Consider the following 17,301-nt stretch of genomic DNA (forward strand, 5'->3'; position numbering starts at 1 on the left):
GGGGTCTTCAGGTCGGATCAGGTCAGGTCGATCTGCGGGAGGGCCGGAGCGATCGGCACGCCGCGGCGGTCATCGCGGGAGTCGTCGCGGCGGCGGACGGTGCAGCCGTACCGGGTGACCTCGACCACGACGTCGAACCGACGCGGGAGCAGGCTGAGGCCGGGGACCAGCACCAGGGTCGTCGGGGTGGAGGCGTGCGGGTCCGCCGCGAGGACGGCCGTGCCCGGTGGGAGGCGTGGGCTGCTCGGGGCCGTCGGGGGTTCCGGGGCCCAGACACTCGTCGGCCGTGCCGAAGCCGGAGCCGGTGCGCGTGCTCCTTCTCGGCTCGACGTGTTCCTTGGCGGGTCGGCCCGGATGACGAAGCCGTCGAGGTCTTCGAGGTCCGGGGCTGCGGCCGACCGCACGACGGCCGCGTCCTGCTCGACGATCGCGAGCACCTGCACCGCCAGTGCCCGGTACACCGCATGGGCGAGGGCACCGGTGCCGACGACCACCACGTGGGCGCGCACGGAACCAACCGGCAACTCGACCGCATGACCGTCGGGACCGGTCCCGAATGTCACCGTGTGCGGGGCCGGTTCCGGGGCGGCCCGGTTCACGATCCCGCTGGGCTCGTCGTCCGGGTGCGGTGACGCCGGGGTCGGCGGCGGCCCGAGGACGACCGCCGCCGACGACCCGTCACCGGCGCGAGCCGAACGGACGAGCAGGACGTCGAGCACGGCGCAGCACGCGGCCGCCACCAACAGGATCGTCCGCGCGAGCCCGGTCAGCGGCGCGACGACCCCGACGGCGACGAGCACGAGCGACGTCCCGATGAGGAGACATCGGGCGACGAGCGGCTGCATGCCGGACAGCACACCACCCGGCGTCCGGTCCCTCGGGTCACGCCCAGCGATCTGTGGACGAACGACGATGCGCCGGCTCCTGTGGAGGAACCGGCGCACGTGGTGCTCACTGCACGAGGAAGAACTGCTCCCCGATGTCGACGCGGGCACCGCGCTCGACCCGGTAACGACGACCCGGCTCGCAGCGACGGATCGACCCGTCGATGTGCCGGACGACCGTGCCGTTGCCGGAGAAGCGATCCGAGACCCAGAGGTCGTCTCCGTCACGACCGAGCTCGAGGTGCGTCTTCGACACGGACTTGCCCGGGTCGTGCACGGTGAGCAAGTCGTCGAAGCGTTCGCCGGGCTGTGGGCGCGGCAGGCGCCCGACGAGCCCGGTGCCGTGCACGCCGAACCGTTCACCCGTGCTGAAGTGCAGCACGAACGGCGCGTGGGTCGGGGTCTTCGAGACGATGCGCGTCTCTTCGACGTCGTCCTCGAGGTCGCCGTCGGCACTGGTCGGCGAACCGTCCGTCGGCGGGAGGGGCAGCACAGGACCGGTGACGCCGGGCAACGGCGGGAGCGGTGCGGCCGTCGGGACCCGGACCGCGGCCGTGTCCTCGGCGACCGGGGCCGACGACGGCAGGGTCGCGGACGCCGGGGCGGCGGGTGGACTCAGCTGCTCCGCGGAAGGCGACTCGTCGGTCACCGGTGCGGCGTGGACGCCACGAGGACGCAGCGGCGCGGACGGGGTGTCGTCGCTCGCGGCGGAGTCGTCGTCCACCACAGAGTCGTCGGTGTCGGCGGTTGCACGCTCGGGCACCTCGTCCGCGGCGTCGCCTTCGGCCTCCGCCTCGGCGTCGACGACCTCGTCGACCACGGCCTGCACCGAGTCGTCGGCCGCCCAGTCGGGCCGGTCCATCGGCAGGGGCACGATCTGCCCCGTGAAGGCGGCGGTCACCGCGGGTCGCACCGCACCGCACTCGCCGCAGAAGATGTCGTCCGGCTCGAGGAGGTGGCCGCACACGTGGCACGTCGTTGCCTGCGACCCCGGCGTCACGAGCGGCGCTGGGCGTGGCGGACGACGGTCGACGAGCGGCTCGACGACGGCGGTGTCACCCGGCTGCGGCGGCGAGACCACTGCGGAAGCGCCTCCGGCGACGGCGGTGGGTTCGTCGCGGTCCGGTGCGTCGTCGTCCTCGGGCCCCGCCGCGTCGGTGACCGTCGTGTCGGGAGTCGCGGCGTTCGAACGCCCGACCCACCAGGACGGTCCGGCGGGGGGCGCGACCGGAGCCTGGTCCTGTGGCGGACTCCACACCGGCGCGACGGGCTCGGCGGCGAAGGGCTCGGCCGCGCCACGCTGGATCGTGTCGTGCTGGGAGTCGTCGGTACCGGCCGCACGGTCGGCGAGCCAGGTGACCTCGGGGTCCTCGGCCTCGGACGGGTACGCGTTCGGGTCGAGCGGCGGCTCGGTCGGCGCCTCGTCGACGCCGGTGTCCAGCCGCGGGTCGGCGGGCTCGGTGGCCTGCTGGCCGGTCCAGTCACCCAGACCGGAACCGGCACCGTGCACGTGCGTCGGCGCGGATCGGGGAGCGTGGTCGTCGGGACGTTGCACGGGCACGGGTGCCGGGGGCTGCTCGTCGCGACGGTCCGCGCCGGTCAGCCAGGCGCGGGTCGCGGGGTCGAGGGTCGCCTCGGGCAACCAGGCGTCGGCGGCGGGGTCGATCCGGCGGCCGTGCAGGTCGGGCTGCTGCAGGGGCGGCGGGGGTGCTTGTTCGACGGGCGTCGGCGCGACCGGTCGACGGTTCGCCGCAGCGGTCACCGCACGCCCGCACTCACCGCAGAAGATCGCTCCGTCCGGGAGCATCGATCCGCAGTGTTCGCATCTGATCACGGGTGTCCTCTGTCCTCACTCGGCCGTCCACGACGCTCGCCGGCCTGCAGGCCATCGTAGTCACGCGCTCCGGCCGCACCCTGGCCGCGCGAGGGACGACCTCCACGCCCACCGACGACCGCGGCGACCGCGGTGCCGGCAGACCGCGGCCCGTCGGCGATCCGCAGCGACCGGAGCGAGACCGCGGCCCGGATGCGCTCCTTGCGGGTGCGCCCCGTGCGGAGGCTCGAGATCGCGTCGTCCGCCGCGGACCACATCCGGTCGGCGGTGGTGACGTCGGCGTCGTTCGGGCCGAAGACGGACCGGTCCGCCAGCGCGGCGAGGCCATTGCCCCCGTCGCCCGGCGCACCGACGACGGCTTCCCGCCGGGTCGCCGAGCGGTCCACGTCGTGCCCGCGGTCGACGAGCGCGTCGCGGTACTCGTCCCAGGCACCCACGATGCGGCCACGGGGGGTCGGCGCCCGGCGTCGGCGGCGACGACGGATGCGCTTGAGGAGCACGATGACGCCGAACGGCAGGAGCACGAGGGCGACGAAACCGAGCGTGGCGAGCACCCACGGCAGCGCGGCCAGCAGGATCTGCAGCCACAGGGGCTGCACGGGCGGTGTGTTGCGGTCGCTCTGCGGCGGTGCCTGCTGGGACTGGTCCTGCTGCTCGGCCGGGGGCGGCGGCACGACGGTCTCCGGGCGGGTGACCGGCTGCGGGGTCTGCTGCTGCTCGTCGGGGATGTCGCGCACGGTCGGGTTCGGGTCGATCATCACCCAGCCCCACTGCGCCGTGTCGACCTCGACGCGGGCGGTGACGTCCGAGCCGCGGAACGTCGTGGTGCCGCCCGTGGTCGAACCCGCACGGGCGTCTCCCCCGGCGTCGCCGCCGGCCGTGAAGCCCATCACCACGCGTGCCGGGTACCCGAGCTGGTTCGCCATCAGCGCTGCCGCCGCCGCGTACTGCTCCTGGTCGCCGATCATGATCGGGGACGTCAGGAGTTCCTGGATGCGGTCGGCACCGTGCCCGGAGCGGCTCGCCCGGTCGTCGCCCACGCCGTGGCTGACGTAGCCGTTCCGCTTGAGTTCCTGGATCATCGCGACGAGCTTGGCGCCGTCGGTGTCGGCGTTCCCGGTGTACGCGTCGACGGTGTCCCGCACGGCGTCGGGGACCGACCGCGGCGTCGGGATCGAGGCGTCACCGGGTCGCGCGGTGGCCAGCTCGTCGTCGGTCGGCTGTTCCGGGAGCACGGCCGTCAGGTCGTAGCGGGTGCCGTCCGCGATCCCGCCCACGACGGCGCCGGTTCCGGTCGACCCGTTGTAGAAGAACGCACCGCGTTCCTGCGCCGCGTCCGTGCCGGTGAACTCGACGCGCTCGAGGTCGCCGACGGTCGGCAGCCAGACACCGCTGTACCCCTCGACGCGCACGCCGACGCGCACCGTGGTGCCGCGGACACCCCGCACGTCGACGGACGTCGGGACCCGCTCGAAGGTGCCGGACGCCGTCGCGCCGTCCGCCCCGCCCACGCGGTAGACGACGCCGTCGTACGTGTCGAGGGTCGCGATCCGCACGAAGCCGTTCGCCGGCAGGCCGGTGACGCGCAGTTGCGTGGTGTCGGCCTCGGTCTGCTCCTCGTAGGCGCGGAAGCCGCTCAGCGGGCTGACGTAGTCGCGCGGGTCGAACGGCTTCACGACGTCGGTCCGTGCCACGGTGCGCCCCACCGACGGCGGAGCGACGAGACCGAGTCCGGTCGCGACGACGGCGGCCGCCACGATCGTCGCGCTCCCCACGAGCGCCGGACGCAGCACGGACCGGACGATCGGGACGCGGGCGCCGATGGTGGTCGCCACCGCGACGGCGCGGCGCGCATGGCGCACCGTGAGCGCCCAGACGAGCGCGATCCCGGTGAGCGCGACCGCGGTCGCGATCGACGTGTCCAGCCGGCTCGGCCCGATCACGACACCGGCCGCGAAGAGCACGAGCGCCGGGATGCTCGCGAGTTCCTGCCTGGAGGCGCGGGTCGCCACGCTCACGGCCGTCACGGTCGCGATCAGGAGCGTCACGAAGTACGGGACGAGCAACGACTCGTAGGATCCGACGGGCAGGCTGATGGTCACCAGCCGCTTCCAGCCGAGGGCGACGCCGGCGAACAGGTCGATGAGCCCCTGCCCCGTCGGCAGCAGGCCGTTCGCCTGACCCGGCACCGCCGCGGGCACGCCGGTCAGCGCGAACGCGGCCACCGTGGCGATCGCGACGACCGCGGTGGGCAGGCGGAAGACCGTCCCGATCAGGGCGACGAGCGTGCCGAAGACCACGGCGGTCACGGCCGCGACGATCATCGCGTCGTCGCGGTACACCGGCCACCACGCCGTGCTCGCGACGGCCAGCAGGAGCCAGACCGCGAGCGTGCCACCGACGAGCCGCGTCGGGGTCAGTCGGCGTGCCTCGCGACGGGCGTCCTTCCGGACGGTCTTCCGCGCCCGGGTGCCCGGGTCCGCTGCGGCGCTCACGCCGCCGTCGCCGATCGGTGCAGGGCGTGCCGGAGGTCGTCGAGGTAGCCGATCGTCATCACCGTGAGGCCGGCGACGCGGAGGAAGCGCGGCTGCGCCTCGGGCTCGCAGATGACCGCCACGACCTCGACCCCGACGGGGAAGCGCGTCGCCGCGAGCCGGAGTGCGGGCAGCTCGACGGTGGACCCGACCACGAGGAAGGCGACCGAGATGCCGGCGGTGTCGTTGCCGACGATGCGGGAGACCTCGGCGATCGGCAGGCAGGCGTCCGCCAGGCCGACCGACGCGAAGTCGTCGAGCAGCCGCGTCGGGGTGACGGTCGGCAGGGGGTGCACGGCGTAGACGGCGCGCTTGGCGAACTCCGGGGTCCGCTCGGACACCACGACCGTGACCTCTCGGCCGTCGCGGATCGCCCGGGTCCCGAGGGAGGCAGCGGCGCTGACGGCCAGCTCGAACTCCTCGTCGTCGGCGAACTCGGCGCGGGAGATCCCGAGCGCGATCACGAGGTGCGACCGACGGGTGTCCTCGAACTGCCGGACCATCAGCGCGCCGGACTTCGCCGTCGACTTCCAGTGGATCGTTCGGGGGTCATCGCCCGGCATGTACTCACGGATGGCGTGGAACGCGATGTCCGACGGCGACAGGTCGGTCGTGGCCTGCCCCTCGAGGTCACGCACGAGCCCGGTGCTCGTCGACGGGATCGCGATCGTCCGGGGGTGCACGATGACCTGCTCGCGGGCGGTCCAGACGACCTCGCGCCGGACCAGACCGACCGGGTCGGCGCGGACGCCCGTCACCGGCCCCACGTCGAGCACACCGCGTCGCACCGTGGGCACCGGGACCTCGCGCTCGAACGTGCCGCGTGGGCCGATCGACGGGATCGCGACGTCGACCAGGCCGGACCCGACCGGGACCTCCACGGTCGTCGGCACCGACGGCAGCCGCGCAGGGTTCTCCGCGGTGACCACCACGCCGGCATCGTCACCGACGGCGACGCGGTGCTGCGGCAGCCGCATCCGGATGAGCAGTCGCGAGCGGCCGATGAGGGCGATCGCGGCGACGACCACGAGGACCACCCCCGCGAAGCCGACGACGACGACCTCCCGCAGCCCGAAGCGGTACCCGAGCACGAACGCGACGAGCGTGAGCGCGGCGACCGTCCATCCCAGGCCGGTGACCACGGACGAGACCTCTGCCCACCCGCGCTTGACGAGTCTCCAGGCCGTCGCCCAGGCCCGGGCGAGACCGACGACGGCCTCTGCTGCCACGCCCTCACGGTCACCGACCAGGCGTGTCCGGACGTTGGTCAAGCCGGCGACCGTCCCCGTGCGCTCGTACGCCGTCGTCCCGCGACGCGACCGCGTCGAGGACGGGCGGCGCGACCGCGTGGAGACGGGCCGGCGGTCCGTCACGACGCGGACCGGTCCGCGGGCGGCGGGGTCTCGACGAGCAGCTGGGCGATCACGCTCGGGGCGCTGACGCCGTCGAACTCGGCCTCGGCGTCGAGCACCAGGCGGTGGGAGAGGACCGGGACCGCGAGGGCCTTCACGTCGTCGGGCGTGACGTAGTGACGGTGGTTCAGGGCGGCGAACACCCGCGAGGCGCGCATGAGGCCCATGGCCCCGCGGACACTGACGCCGAGACGGACCTCGCTCGCCGAACGCGTGCCGTCGACCAGCCGCGCGACGTAGTCGGCGATCACGGGGTCGACGTGCACCGTCCGCGCGATGGCGGCCATCTCGGTGATCGTCGCGGCGGGGACGACGCTCGCCAGCGGCACCGAGCTCGACGGCGCCGACGCGGTCTCGAGGATCTTGACCGTGGCGGCGTGGTCCGGGTAGCCAATCGAGGCCTTCATGAGGAAGCGGTCGAGCTGCGCCTCCGGCAGACGGTAGGTGCCGGCCTGCTCGATCGGGTTCTGCGTGGCGATGACCATGAACGGCTGGGCGAGCTTGTGGTTCACGCCGTCGACCGTGACGGCGGACTCCTCCATCGCCTCGAGCAGGGCCGACTGGGTCTTCGGGCTCGCGCGGTTGATCTCGTCGGCGAGGACGATGTTCGAGAAGACCGGGCCGCGGTGGAAGTCGAACTCCTGCGTCTTCTGGTCGTAGACGCTGATGCCGGTGATGTCGCCCGGGAGCAGGTCGGGGGTGAACTGGATTCGGTTCGTCGAGCCCTGCACGCTCTGCGCCATCGCCCTGGCCAGGCTCGTCTTGCCGGTGCCGGGGACGTCCTCGAGCAGGAGGTGTCCCTCGCTGAGCATCGCCGTGACCGCCAGGCGGATCACGAACGTCTTCCCGAGGAGCACCTGCTCGACGTTGGTCACGATGCGGCCTGCGACGTCGGCGAACCAGGTGGCCTGCTCCGGGGTCATGCTCATGCGGTGTCGTTCCTCGTTCTCGGGGATGGCGGTAGGGGCAGCGTACGGTCAGCGGGCGACGGAGCCGCGCTACTCGCTCGGCGAGGGGTCGGACGGCTGGGAGGGCTCGGGGTCCGGCTCCGGGTCGGCGCCCTTGACTGACTGGACGACGGGGTTGCTGTCGGTTTTCCCACCGACCGTCGCCACGACGGTGATGGTCTGCGCATCGACCGGGATGGCGGACCCTTCCGCGAACGACCCATTCAAATCGCCCGTCGGGCAGCCAAGGAACTCGAGAGCGGAGCCGCTGCAGATGTAGATCGTGTAGCGGACAGAAGGACTCTTGGTGTTCTGAGGGGGGTTCAGCGCGATGGCGCCCCCAGCTTGCGGACTCTCTGCGGTGGCACGTGTCGCCAGCGGAGTAGCCGAACCCACGTTGACCGCATCAGCGCAGTACTGACCGTTGTTGTCAGGGAGGCGACACGCTTCGATCGTGACACCGAGGGTGTCACCGTAGGCACTCGGGTACAAAGTGACGTCTCCGCCTGACGTCGTCGTGCTCGACCCTCCTTCCAAGCTGACTTTGTAGAAGGTCGCAGTACCCCCCGTAGCCCGAATGCCGGATACCACGATCGGGTAGTTACCGTCGCGATCAGACGACGTCGGCAACGAAACCCGCGCGGTTGCCCCTGCAGGCGATTCATAGGACCGCACCGGCCCTGTCACGCTCGCACTGCAGAATCCCTGCCCGTTGACCGCGACTACCGCGTAGTAGAGGGCCTGTTCGCCACCAGGCGAGTCGGCGAAGGAAGTCGCACCGCCCCCGGCCACCTTCGTCGCGTCATCCGCCGTCACAGCTGTGCAGTCGAATGAACCGCTCGCCAGGCGGAAGAGCCAGTACGCCTGGATCCCACTTCCGTTCCCGCTGGCCTGCGAGAAGTTGATCGAGACCGCGGTGGTGTCGCCGCTCTGCTGGCCCGTCGCTGTCAAACTACCTGGGGCCGAGGGCCTGCCGACGGCCACGCCCGTAGCGGACGCCGAGTTCCACTGCACCACCGTGCCGTTGCGGTCCGCGGCGTTCCGCGGCGAGACGGTGACCTTGTACTGCGCCGCACTCTGCGCACCGGTGAACGACGTGCTCGTCGCCGTACCCGTGCTGCGCGTCGACGAGAGGCCGGGGCCCTCGATCGTCACGACGTAGTCGTCGACCGGGGTGCCGTTGTTCGGGGCGTCGACCTTGTTCCACGAGACGTCGAGCTGGTTCGGCGTGCTCGTGCTCGGGCTGACCGTGATGCCCTTCGGCGGCGCCGGCACGAAGTCGGCGCTGACAGGAGAGGACTCCCCCGACGGCTTCGAGTCGCCGACGGCGTTGGTCGCGATGACGCTGAACCGGTACGACGACCTCGGGTCGAGCCCGGTGATCGTGCAGACGGTCGCGGTGCCGCAGTCCTTCGAGACACCGTTCGTGCCCTGGATGCGGTAGCCGGTGATCGGCGAGTTGTTCGCCTGCGGGGTCGCCCACGTCAGCGTTGCCTGACCGCCCTGGTAGGCGCCGGTCCGGCTCGGCGCACCGGGGGCGTCCGGGACGTCCTGCACGGAGATCGTGACGTCGCCCCACACGTACCGGTCCGGATCGTCGGTGGCGTCGGCGACCTGGTACTGCAGGTGGGTGTCGACGGGCTTCGCACTGTCGGAGACGCTCACCTGCAGCCGGGAGCGGTCCGCGCTCGGCGTCACCGTGACGCCGCCCGGCAGCCCGCCGGAGAGCCCGCGGATGTTCACGACCCGGAGTCGCTGCTCGGGGAACGGGTTCGTCGGCTGGTCGTTCTGCAGCACGTCGATCGTCGTCGTGGCACCCCGCTTCGTGACCGAGCGGTCGGCGCCGGGCTGCACGAGCGGCCGCGTGGAGCCGACGACGTCCACCGTGATCGACCCGGAGCGTCCGGCGTTCGCGTCGTCGGCGACACCGATGCCGATGGTGGCGGTGGTGTTCTTCTTCGCCGTGTCGGCGACCGTGACCGTCAGCTTCTGTCCGGAGATCGTCGCCGTTGTGCCGGCGGTCGGCTTGCTGACGACCGAGTAGCGCAGCTCCGGCAGGTCCTTCGGGTAGGGGTAGTCGGTCAGCTTCGTGAGGTCGATGGTGCGCGACTCCCCCGGCTGCAGGTCGACCGCCGACCCGGTGAACGCCGGGGGCTGGTTCGAGCGCGGGGTGACCTTGATCGGCAGCACGAGCGTGGCGACCCGCCCCTTGCCGCCGTTCGCGTTCGATCCGTCGGTCACCTCGAACGAGATCGATGCGTTGCCGTAGTAGAGCTTCGACGAGGTGAACTGCAGCGTGGACGGGTCGACCACCAGGTCCTGCCCGCTCGCGTGCGTCGCCTTCACGGTGCCGTCGTCCGTGATCTTCGCGGTCTGGCCGTTCGCCGTCACGACGTACTTGGACAGCGGGATGCGGACGGTGGCCTCGCTCTTCACGCTGATCGCGCCGGCGGTCCGGTTCACCTGCGGCAGGGCGTCGTCGAAGCCGGGGACGTGGATGAAGCCGTACGACACGATGTCCGGGTGGTCGACGCGGGCGACCGAGAACGGGATCACCTGCGACTCGTCGGTCAGCCGGACGGCGATGCGCTGGTCCTCGGTCGCGCGGGCGGTGTCGCCGTAGCCGTCCACCACGCCGACGCGCAGGTCGGCCGCGGTGCCCTCGGCGAAGAATACGTTGTCGAGCACGTCGACGGTGACGCTCTGCCGGTGCATGATGTCCTGCAGGTCGAGCGTGGTGTCGTCGACCTCGGGTCGGAGGGGTCGGGCGTCCTCGTCGACCGTGACGGTGAGGAACGCGGTGCTCACGCCGCCGTTCTCGTTCGCCACCGTGTAGAGCACGGCGTAGTCGCCGCTCGTCGCCGTCTTCGGCGGGGTCACCCGGATCTGCTGCTTCTGCAGGACCTTGGCGGTGACGTCCTGCGCCGTCGGCTCCGCCTTCGTGACGGTGAGCTGGCCGCCCTCGGGGTCGGAGTCGTTCTGCAGCACGCGCACCGTCACCGAGCCGCCGGGGCGGATCGTCACGTGGTCGGCCTCGGCCACCGGGTTCGATGCCTGCTCCGCCCGCGGGGCGATGCCGACGCGCACGGTGCCGGTCGCGCGGGCGCCGAGTGCGTCGACGACCGTGTAGGTGAACTCGTCGGTGCCGGCCGAGTAGTCACCGGCCTCGTACGTCAGCGAGTCGGACGCGACGTCGTTCACCGAGCCCTTGTCCGGGTTCGACGCGACGCCGACGAGCTGGACCGAGTCGCCGTCCGGGTCGATGCCGTTCAGCGGGATCGCGACGCGGACCGACTGCCCGGCGACGACCCGGGCGGTGACGGTCTGCGGGACGGGCGGGTTGTTCGTGGCGGCGTCCTGCTCGCGCACCGAGATCGACACCGTGGCGTCGGCGTACTGGCCGTCCGGCCCGGCGACGCGGTAGACGGCCGTGTAGTTGCCCGGCGTGGTGGGCGCGAGGTACCGGAGGTGGTCGCCGGAGACGAACAGCAGCCCGCCGTCGCCCGGGACGTTCTGGACCAGGTCCGGCAGCAGCGTGAGGGGCTCGCCCTCGGGCTGGGTGTCGTTGTCGAGGACGTCGATGTTCGCGACGTCGCCGACCCGGACGGTGGCGGTGTCCGGCTGCGCGACCGGCGGTTGGATCCGGTCGGGTCGCGGGATCTCGACGACGGTCACGGTCCCGGTGGCCGACGCCAGGCCGTTCGTCTCGGTGTACCGGAACGAGACCGGCCCGTCGAGCGGTGCGGTCAGCGTGACCCGCACGGTGTGCTGGTCGAGGATGCTCGCCTGCACGCCGGACCCGCGATCCGGTCCGTCGAGCGCGGTGACGAGCAGCACACCGCCCGCGGGGTCGATGTCGGTCGCCGTGACGTCCGTGTCCTTCGTCGACAGCGTGTTCACGAACACCGTCTTCGGCGTGGTGATCGGCGCACTGGAGGCGTCCGGTGGCGCGAGGACCGTGATGCGGACGATCCCGCTCGACGTCTTCGTGCCGTCCGTGACGGTGTACTCGAGCTGGTGGTCCCCCGCCCGCGCTCCCTGCACGCGGAAGGTGCCCGAGTCGTAGCTCGGGGTGACGGTCAGCCCCGCCGCAGAGGAAACGCTGGTCAGCGTCACGGTGCCGTTCCCGCCACGCACGTGCTCGAGCGGGTCGACCGTGAAGGCCTTGCCCGCGTACCCCTGCACGGGGAACGGATCCGCGTACAGCGGGACGCTGCCCTGTTTCGCGACGTGCACGGTGACGGAGCCGCGTCCGTCGGCACGGCCGTCGCTGACGACGAGCTGCACCGGGCGGTCGCCGGTCTTGCCGCTCGCGTTCCGGAAGTCGAGCAGCCCGTCCGGCGTCGTCGACTCGCGGTCGCCGTCGGCTGCGCTGGCGGACTTCAGGTAGACCGGGTCGCCGTCCGGGTCCACCCAGTCGCCGAGCACGTTGGTGACGACGTGCCCGTTCTGCACGACGTCGGCCGAGGTGTCCCGCACCTGCCGGGGCGGGTCGTTCGCCGAGTCCGGCCGGACGCTCACCCTGACGGTCGCGGTGTCCGATCCGCCGTTGCCGTCGGTGATCGTGTACGGGAACGAGACCGTCCCCGCGGCCCGTGCGGCGAGCGTGATCTGCAGACGCTGGCCGTCGCCGACGATCGCGACGTCGCCGACGGCGTCGTCGACCTGCCCGACCTCGCTGATGACGATCGGGTCGCCGTTGGGGTCGTAGTCGTTGAGCAGGACCGGGAGGCTCGTGGTGCGTCCCGGACGAGCGCCCAGGTCGTCGTCGACCGCGACCGGCGGCTTCTGGTCCTTGTCGACCTCCGGGTCGTCGTCGGACACCTGTTCCTGCTGCTGGTCGTCGTCCTTCTTGATCAGGTCGGCCCAGTTGTCGATGACCTGGCCGCTGCGGTCGATCGCCCAGGAGCGTCCGCTCCGGGGGTCGTTCGCGACCACGGTCTGCCCGTTGTGCAGGATCTGCAGCTCACCCGCGCCCGCGGTGTCGGCGAGGCGTTGCAGTCCGCTGCCCTGGCAGCTGTCCATCGCCTGCCCGCCGGCCCAGGCCGCGTAGGTGCAGGAGCCGACGACGGTGGGTCGGGCGGCACGGCCGGAGACCCGCAGCGCGGTGGTGTCCACGTCGCCGGAGGCCGAGACCCGGACGAGGCCGGCGGTCCCGGCGACGGTCACCCGCGAGGCGTCGTCGGCCGACCGCTGGAGGGACGGCGAGGTGCCCACGCGGTCACCGAGGTCGACGGTGTCGCCGTCGACCGAGAGCTCGCCGGAGGTCCGGTCGAGCACGGCCAGGTGGTCGCCGAACGAGGCGACCTGGAAGTCGTCGGCGCGGTCCATCTTGACGGTCCAGCGCTGCTCGACGGAGAGCGTGGTGCCGACCTCGACGAGGGACGCCGTGCCGGTCCGCGGCGAGTACACCGCCACGTGGTCGTCCGAGGCGTCGAACACGGCGTCGGCGCCGAGGGTCAGGTCCGCCTTCGTCGACGCGTCGAACTCGCCGAGGTCCTTCGCGGGCGTCGCCCACAGCTCACCGGTGTCGGCGTTGCCGATGACCGCCGTCGACCCGGCGAAGAAGACCTGGGGCGAGCCGGCGGGCAGGGTCACGGGGTCCGCGACGGTGGCGTCCGCGACGTCGACCTTCGCGACCGTGCCCTTCGTCTCGTCGACGCTGTAGACCATCGACCCGCGCTGGAGCACGGACAGGTCGTCGCTCGCGGTCTCGACGGCGGTGTTGAGCTGCAGGACACCCGTGTTCGCCCGGCCGACCGCTCCGTACTCGGCCGACGGCACCCAGACCGTGCCGTCCCCGAGGTCGACGCGCTGCGTGTGGTACCCGGTCGACGCGACCGCGGCGGTGGCCACGACGGCGCCGACGAGCACCGAGGCGCCCACGGTGACGGCGGCCGAACGGTGCTTCGCGAGGAACGCCCGGATCACCCGCTGCTCCCGATCGTCGCGCACTTCTGCGCGCTGGCGACCCCGGTCTTGCCGTCGCGGTTCACAGCGACGGCGATGCACTCCTCGTCGCCCTTCTTGCCCGAGACGACGAAGCTGGACCCCGTCTGCTGGCTGGCGGCGCCGTTCGACGAGATGACGTAGGTGTCGCCGTTCCGGAGGCCCGGGTCGGCCCAGGTGAAGGTCACCGACGCCGGCGTGGTCTCGGCGCGGACGTCCGAGACGACCGGGATCGCGCCGGCGCCGAGGCGTCCGACGACGATGACCGTCGCGATCGCGAGCGCAGCGACGACCACGACCGTCAACGAGGTGGCCCACACGAGCGTGGAGCGCGAGCGCCGTCGGGCACGGGTCACCGACCCGGTGCGGTGGACGGTCCCGACGCTCTGCGACGCGGCGGCGGAGGAACCACCGACGACGGCCTTGCGCGTGCGCCGACGGGCACCGACGCGGGACGGCGGCTGGAGCTCACGGATCATGGTGCGGTCGCCGTGCGGCGTCGGCGTCGCGACGGCCCAGGCCTCGACCGCGACGTCGGCCGCGGTCTGCGGGATGCCGAGCTCGGCCTCGACCTGCTGGAACCCGCGGACGAGTTCCATCACGGTGGACGGCCGGCCGGCGACCTTGCGGGACATCGCGGCGGCCAGCAGGCGCTCGAGGGACGGCGGGACGTCGGTCCGGCCGGTCGGCTTCACCCCGCCCTTGTCGATGCGTCCCATCAGGTCGGCGGCGCCGTTCTTGCCCCCGCGGATCTCGAACGGGCTGCGGCCCGCGAGCAACGAGAAGACGGTGGCCGCGAGGGAGTAGACCTCGGACTGGATGGTGCCGCGCGACTCGTCGATGAGGACCTCGGGTGCGGACCACGGGATCGACATGCCCACTGGTTCGTCCGGGTCGGACTCGCCGATGGTCGCCGCGATGCCGAAGTCGGAGAGCACCGGGTTGCCGTAGGCCGTGAGCAGGATGTTCGACGGCTTGATGTCGCGGTGGAGGACGCCTTCACGGTGCGCCGTCTCGAGCGCGGACCCGATCCGGATGCCGATCGACAGCACCTCGGACACGGGGATGGGCTCGCGGCGGTACCGCTCGCTCAGGGACGACGAGCAGAGCTCCATCACGAGGTACGGGCGGCCGTCGGAGGCCACGCTCGCCTGGAAGACCGTGAGGATCGACGGGTGCGTGCTGAGGCGGGCCATCAGGTTGGCCTCGGCCTGGAACATCTGCCGGACCCGGTCGTCCACGACCTCGTCGAGGAGCACCTTGACGGCGACCTGCCGACGCGGCATGTCCTGCTCGTAGAGGAAGACGTCGGCGAACCCGCCGGACCCGAGGACGTGCACGGGGCTGAAGCCGCCGATCACGGGCGGGCTGGACGGCAGACGTCGCGCCATCGTGCCCTCCTCCCCGGCCGAGCGGCCAGCTCTCTCGTCACGGCCATGCCATTGTACGAACCGCGGGTGACCGACATTCCGCACACCGCTCACAGCGGAACGTCGGTCGGACCCCAGTTCGGGGGTCACTCAGTGACGCGGGAGCGTGTCCTCGACGTCGCCGTCGTCGGGTGCGCCGTCGACCTGCAGGACGACCACCGTCACGTTGTCGCGGCCGCCCGCGACGACCGCGTCGCCGACCAGCCGCTCGGCGAGGTCCTGCGCGCCCGGCACCCGCGCCGCGATGCGGGCGATGCCGGCGTCGCCGAGCTCCTTCGTCAAGCCGTCCGAGCAGACGATGTAGCGGTCGCCGGCACGGAGCGGCAGGGTCCACCAGTCGGGCTCCGGCGGCTCGCCGAACCCGACGGCACGGGTGATCACGTTGCTGTCCGGGTGGCGCTCGGCGTCCTCTGCACGGAGCAGCCCGGCGTCGACCATCTCCTGCACGACGGAGTGGTCGACCGTCACGCGACGGAGGACCCCGCCGTCGATCCGGTAGGTGCGCGAGTCACCGACGTTGAAGACCAGCGCCGCCGGCTGCCCCTGCGACGCGACGAGCGCGATGCCGGTCACCGTGGTGCCGGCACCGATGGCGTTGCCACCGGCGGCCCGCTCGATGTCCGCGGTCGCGAGCAGCAGCGCCCGCTGGATCGACTGCCGGGTCGTGAAGGCGCTCTCGGTCGCCTGCTCGAGACGACGCACGACCGCGTCGCTCGCCCGGTCACCCGCGAGGTGCCCGCCCATGCCGTCGGCGACCACGAAGAACGGTGCCGCGACGATGTAGCTGTCCTCGTTGTGGTCACGGCGCCGACCGACGTCGGTCGCTGCTCCCCACGAGAGCGTCAGGGTGGCGCCGTCGGCACCGGGGACGTCGATGGCGTGCGCAGTCGCTGCTCGGCCGAGTTCGGTCACGTTTCAGGATCGCTCTCTGGGGGTTCGGGGCGGGCCGGCTGGTGGATCGGTGGGCCACGGGGGAAGTGGCGGGAGGTCCCTCGTCGACGATGCGACACGCAGGTGCGGCGAGAGGACCTCGATGACGTTGCCGTCTCCGATCTCGACAACCGTACCCGTCAGGACGACGTTCGACGCACCCGCCGGCATCCGGAACGGTGCTGCGCCCGCCGGACGCACCACGGTGCCGTTGGTCGATCGGAGGTCGTCCACGACGGCGGCTTCGCCCTCGGCGTGCACGAGGACGTGCGAGGACGACACCTGGCCGGTGGCCGACGGGACCGTCACGAGTTCGGGGGCCGGGCCGCGCGTGATCCGCGGCAGCGCGGGACGCCGCCCGACGATGACGGGACGGTCGAGCGGGAGGACACGGTCGCCGATCCGGATGGACGGCACCCGCCGCACCGGCGCAGGTGCCGGAGGCTCGATCGGTGCGGGCGGCCCGGTCGGTGCGGCCGGGAGGCGCGGTGTGGCCCCGTCCTGCGTCTCGCCACCGGCGCCGGGTCGCGCTGGCACCCGGACGATGGTGTCCTCGGTCGCTGATGCGTCCGGACGCCCGCCGCGCACCGGTCTGATGACCGTGTCGCCGAGGGCGTCGTCCACGCCGTCGCCCCCCACGTCGCCCCCCGCATCGTCGGAGCGCGGGACGGCGGGTCGACGGATGACGGTGTCATCGATGTCGTCGTCGCGCACTCGAGGCCTCCTGGGGGTGGTCCACACCACCGTAGACGATCCGGTCCGCCTGACCTCATCGACGCTCCCACGCCGGACCGCTGCGGGCACGGACCGATCGCAGCACGAGGGCCGCGAGCGGGTCGTCCGGCCGGGTCTCGAGCGCGTACTGCGCCCGGGTCTGTGCCCGCGCGACCGAACCCAGCGCCCATGCGCACCACGACGCCATCGCCAGCGCACCGGCCGCTCCGGTCACCGTGTCCGCGGAGAGGTCGTCCGCCCGCCACCGCTGCCACGCCTCCGCGCACCGGTCCCCCGCGATCCGCACCCGGTCACGGTCCGGCTCCGGTCCGCACCCGCGCAGCGCCGGCGGAGTCGGGTCGTGGAACGGGTCGAACGCCGTCACCGTCCGGGGGTCCGGAGCGTCGCGTGCCGCGACGAACGCGAGCAGCGCGAAGCGCGGCGCGAGGGCACCGCAGGCCGTGATGACGGCGATGGCGGCCGGCCGTGGCAGCGCGCTCGAGCCGGGTCGGACGAGGGCGGCGCACGCCGCACGGAGGGTGACCGCAGCCGCGATCTCGCGCGGGTACCGGACTGCGGCTTCGGGGTGGACTCGTGTCGTCGTGGGGATCATGCACGTCATCGAAACGCACCACGCGCCTCCAGGCCGGCGGTCACCAGCCATCTG

Annotated in this window: 10 protein-coding genes; all 10 read right to left on the reverse strand. The window is 72.5% G+C overall.

Annotation, left to right across the window (positions count from 1 at the left end):
* Positions 1 to 17: 17 nt before the first annotated feature.
* The 10 genes from BIU96_RS06475 to BIU96_RS06520 all read right to left on the reverse strand — a co-directional run bounded on the left by BIU96_RS06475 (position 18) and on the right by BIU96_RS06520 (position 17,247).
* Entirely contained in the window at positions 18 to 845 is an 828-nt protein-coding gene (locus BIU96_RS06475; protein WP_139199859.1) for a hypothetical protein, read from the reverse strand.
* A 106-nt stretch (positions 846 to 951) separates the two neighbouring features.
* The gene (locus BIU96_RS06480) at positions 952 to 2,718 is read right to left on the reverse strand and encodes a zinc-ribbon domain-containing protein (protein ID WP_139199861.1); all 1,767 of its coding nucleotides are present in this window, start codon (positions 2,716 to 2,718) and stop codon (positions 952 to 954) included.
* A complete protein-coding gene (locus BIU96_RS06485; protein WP_071291779.1) occupies positions 2,715 to 5,213 on the reverse strand; it encodes a transglutaminaseTgpA domain-containing protein in 2,499 nt (832 codons plus the stop codon). Before BIU96_RS06485 ends, BIU96_RS06480 begins: the two co-directional genes overlap by 4 nt.
* Complete coding sequence (locus BIU96_RS06490) at positions 5,210 to 6,523, reverse strand: DUF58 domain-containing protein (protein WP_071291864.1); 1,314 nt, start codon at positions 6,521 to 6,523, stop codon at positions 5,210 to 5,212. Before BIU96_RS06490 ends, BIU96_RS06485 begins: the two co-directional genes overlap by 4 nt.
* A gap of 98 nt (positions 6,524 to 6,621) precedes the next feature.
* Positions 6,622 to 7,593, reverse strand: coding sequence for a MoxR family ATPase (locus BIU96_RS06495; RefSeq protein ID WP_071291780.1), 972 nt, complete (start codon positions 7,591 to 7,593; stop codon positions 6,622 to 6,624).
* 69 nt (positions 7,594 to 7,662) lie between these two features.
* The gene (locus tag BIU96_RS06500) at positions 7,663 to 13,566 is read right to left on the reverse strand and encodes an Ig-like domain-containing protein (protein ID WP_071291781.1); all 5,904 of its coding nucleotides are present in this window, start codon (positions 13,564 to 13,566) and stop codon (positions 7,663 to 7,665) included.
* Entirely contained in the window at positions 13,539 to 14,951 is a 1,413-nt protein-coding gene (locus BIU96_RS06505; protein ID WP_071291782.1) for a serine/threonine-protein kinase, read from the reverse strand. The genes BIU96_RS06500 and BIU96_RS06505 overlap by 28 nt, the downstream gene beginning before the upstream one ends.
* Before the next feature lie 129 nt (positions 14,952 to 15,080).
* On the reverse strand, positions 15,081 to 15,902 hold the full coding sequence (locus tag BIU96_RS06510) for a PP2C family serine/threonine-protein phosphatase (protein ID WP_071291783.1): 822 nt from the start codon (positions 15,900 to 15,902) through the stop codon (positions 15,081 to 15,083).
* Positions 15,903 to 15,905: 3 nt separating this feature from the next.
* On the reverse strand, positions 15,906 to 16,634 hold the full coding sequence (locus tag BIU96_RS06515; RefSeq protein ID WP_071291784.1) for a hypothetical protein: 729 nt from the start codon (positions 16,632 to 16,634) through the stop codon (positions 15,906 to 15,908).
* 55 nt (positions 16,635 to 16,689) lie between these two features.
* Complete coding sequence (locus tag BIU96_RS06520; RefSeq protein WP_071291785.1) at positions 16,690 to 17,247, reverse strand: hypothetical protein; 558 nt, start codon at positions 17,245 to 17,247, stop codon at positions 16,690 to 16,692.
* Positions 17,248 to 17,301: the final 54 nt, after the last annotated feature.

Source organism: Curtobacterium sp. MCBA15_008 (genome assembly GCF_001865065.1).
Lineage (GTDB): Bacteria > Actinomycetota > Actinomycetes > Actinomycetales > Microbacteriaceae > Curtobacterium.

Bases quoted from the DNA above. Each gene is read 5' to 3' on its own strand.
- BIU96_RS06475 (WP_139199859.1), bottom strand. From the start codon at position 845: ATGCAGCCGCTCGTCGCCCGATGTCTCCTCATCGGGACGTCGCTCGTG.
- BIU96_RS06505 (WP_071291782.1), bottom strand. From the start codon at position 14,951: ATGGCGCGACGTCTGCCGTCCAGCCCGCCCGTGATCGGCGGCTTCAGC.
- BIU96_RS06520 (WP_071291785.1), bottom strand. From the start codon at position 17,247: ATGATCCCCACGACGACACGAGTCCACCCCGAAGCCGCAGTCCGGTAC.
- BIU96_RS06495 (WP_071291780.1), bottom strand. From the start codon at position 7,593: ATGAGCATGACCCCGGAGCAGGCCACCTGGTTCGCCGACGTCGCAGGC.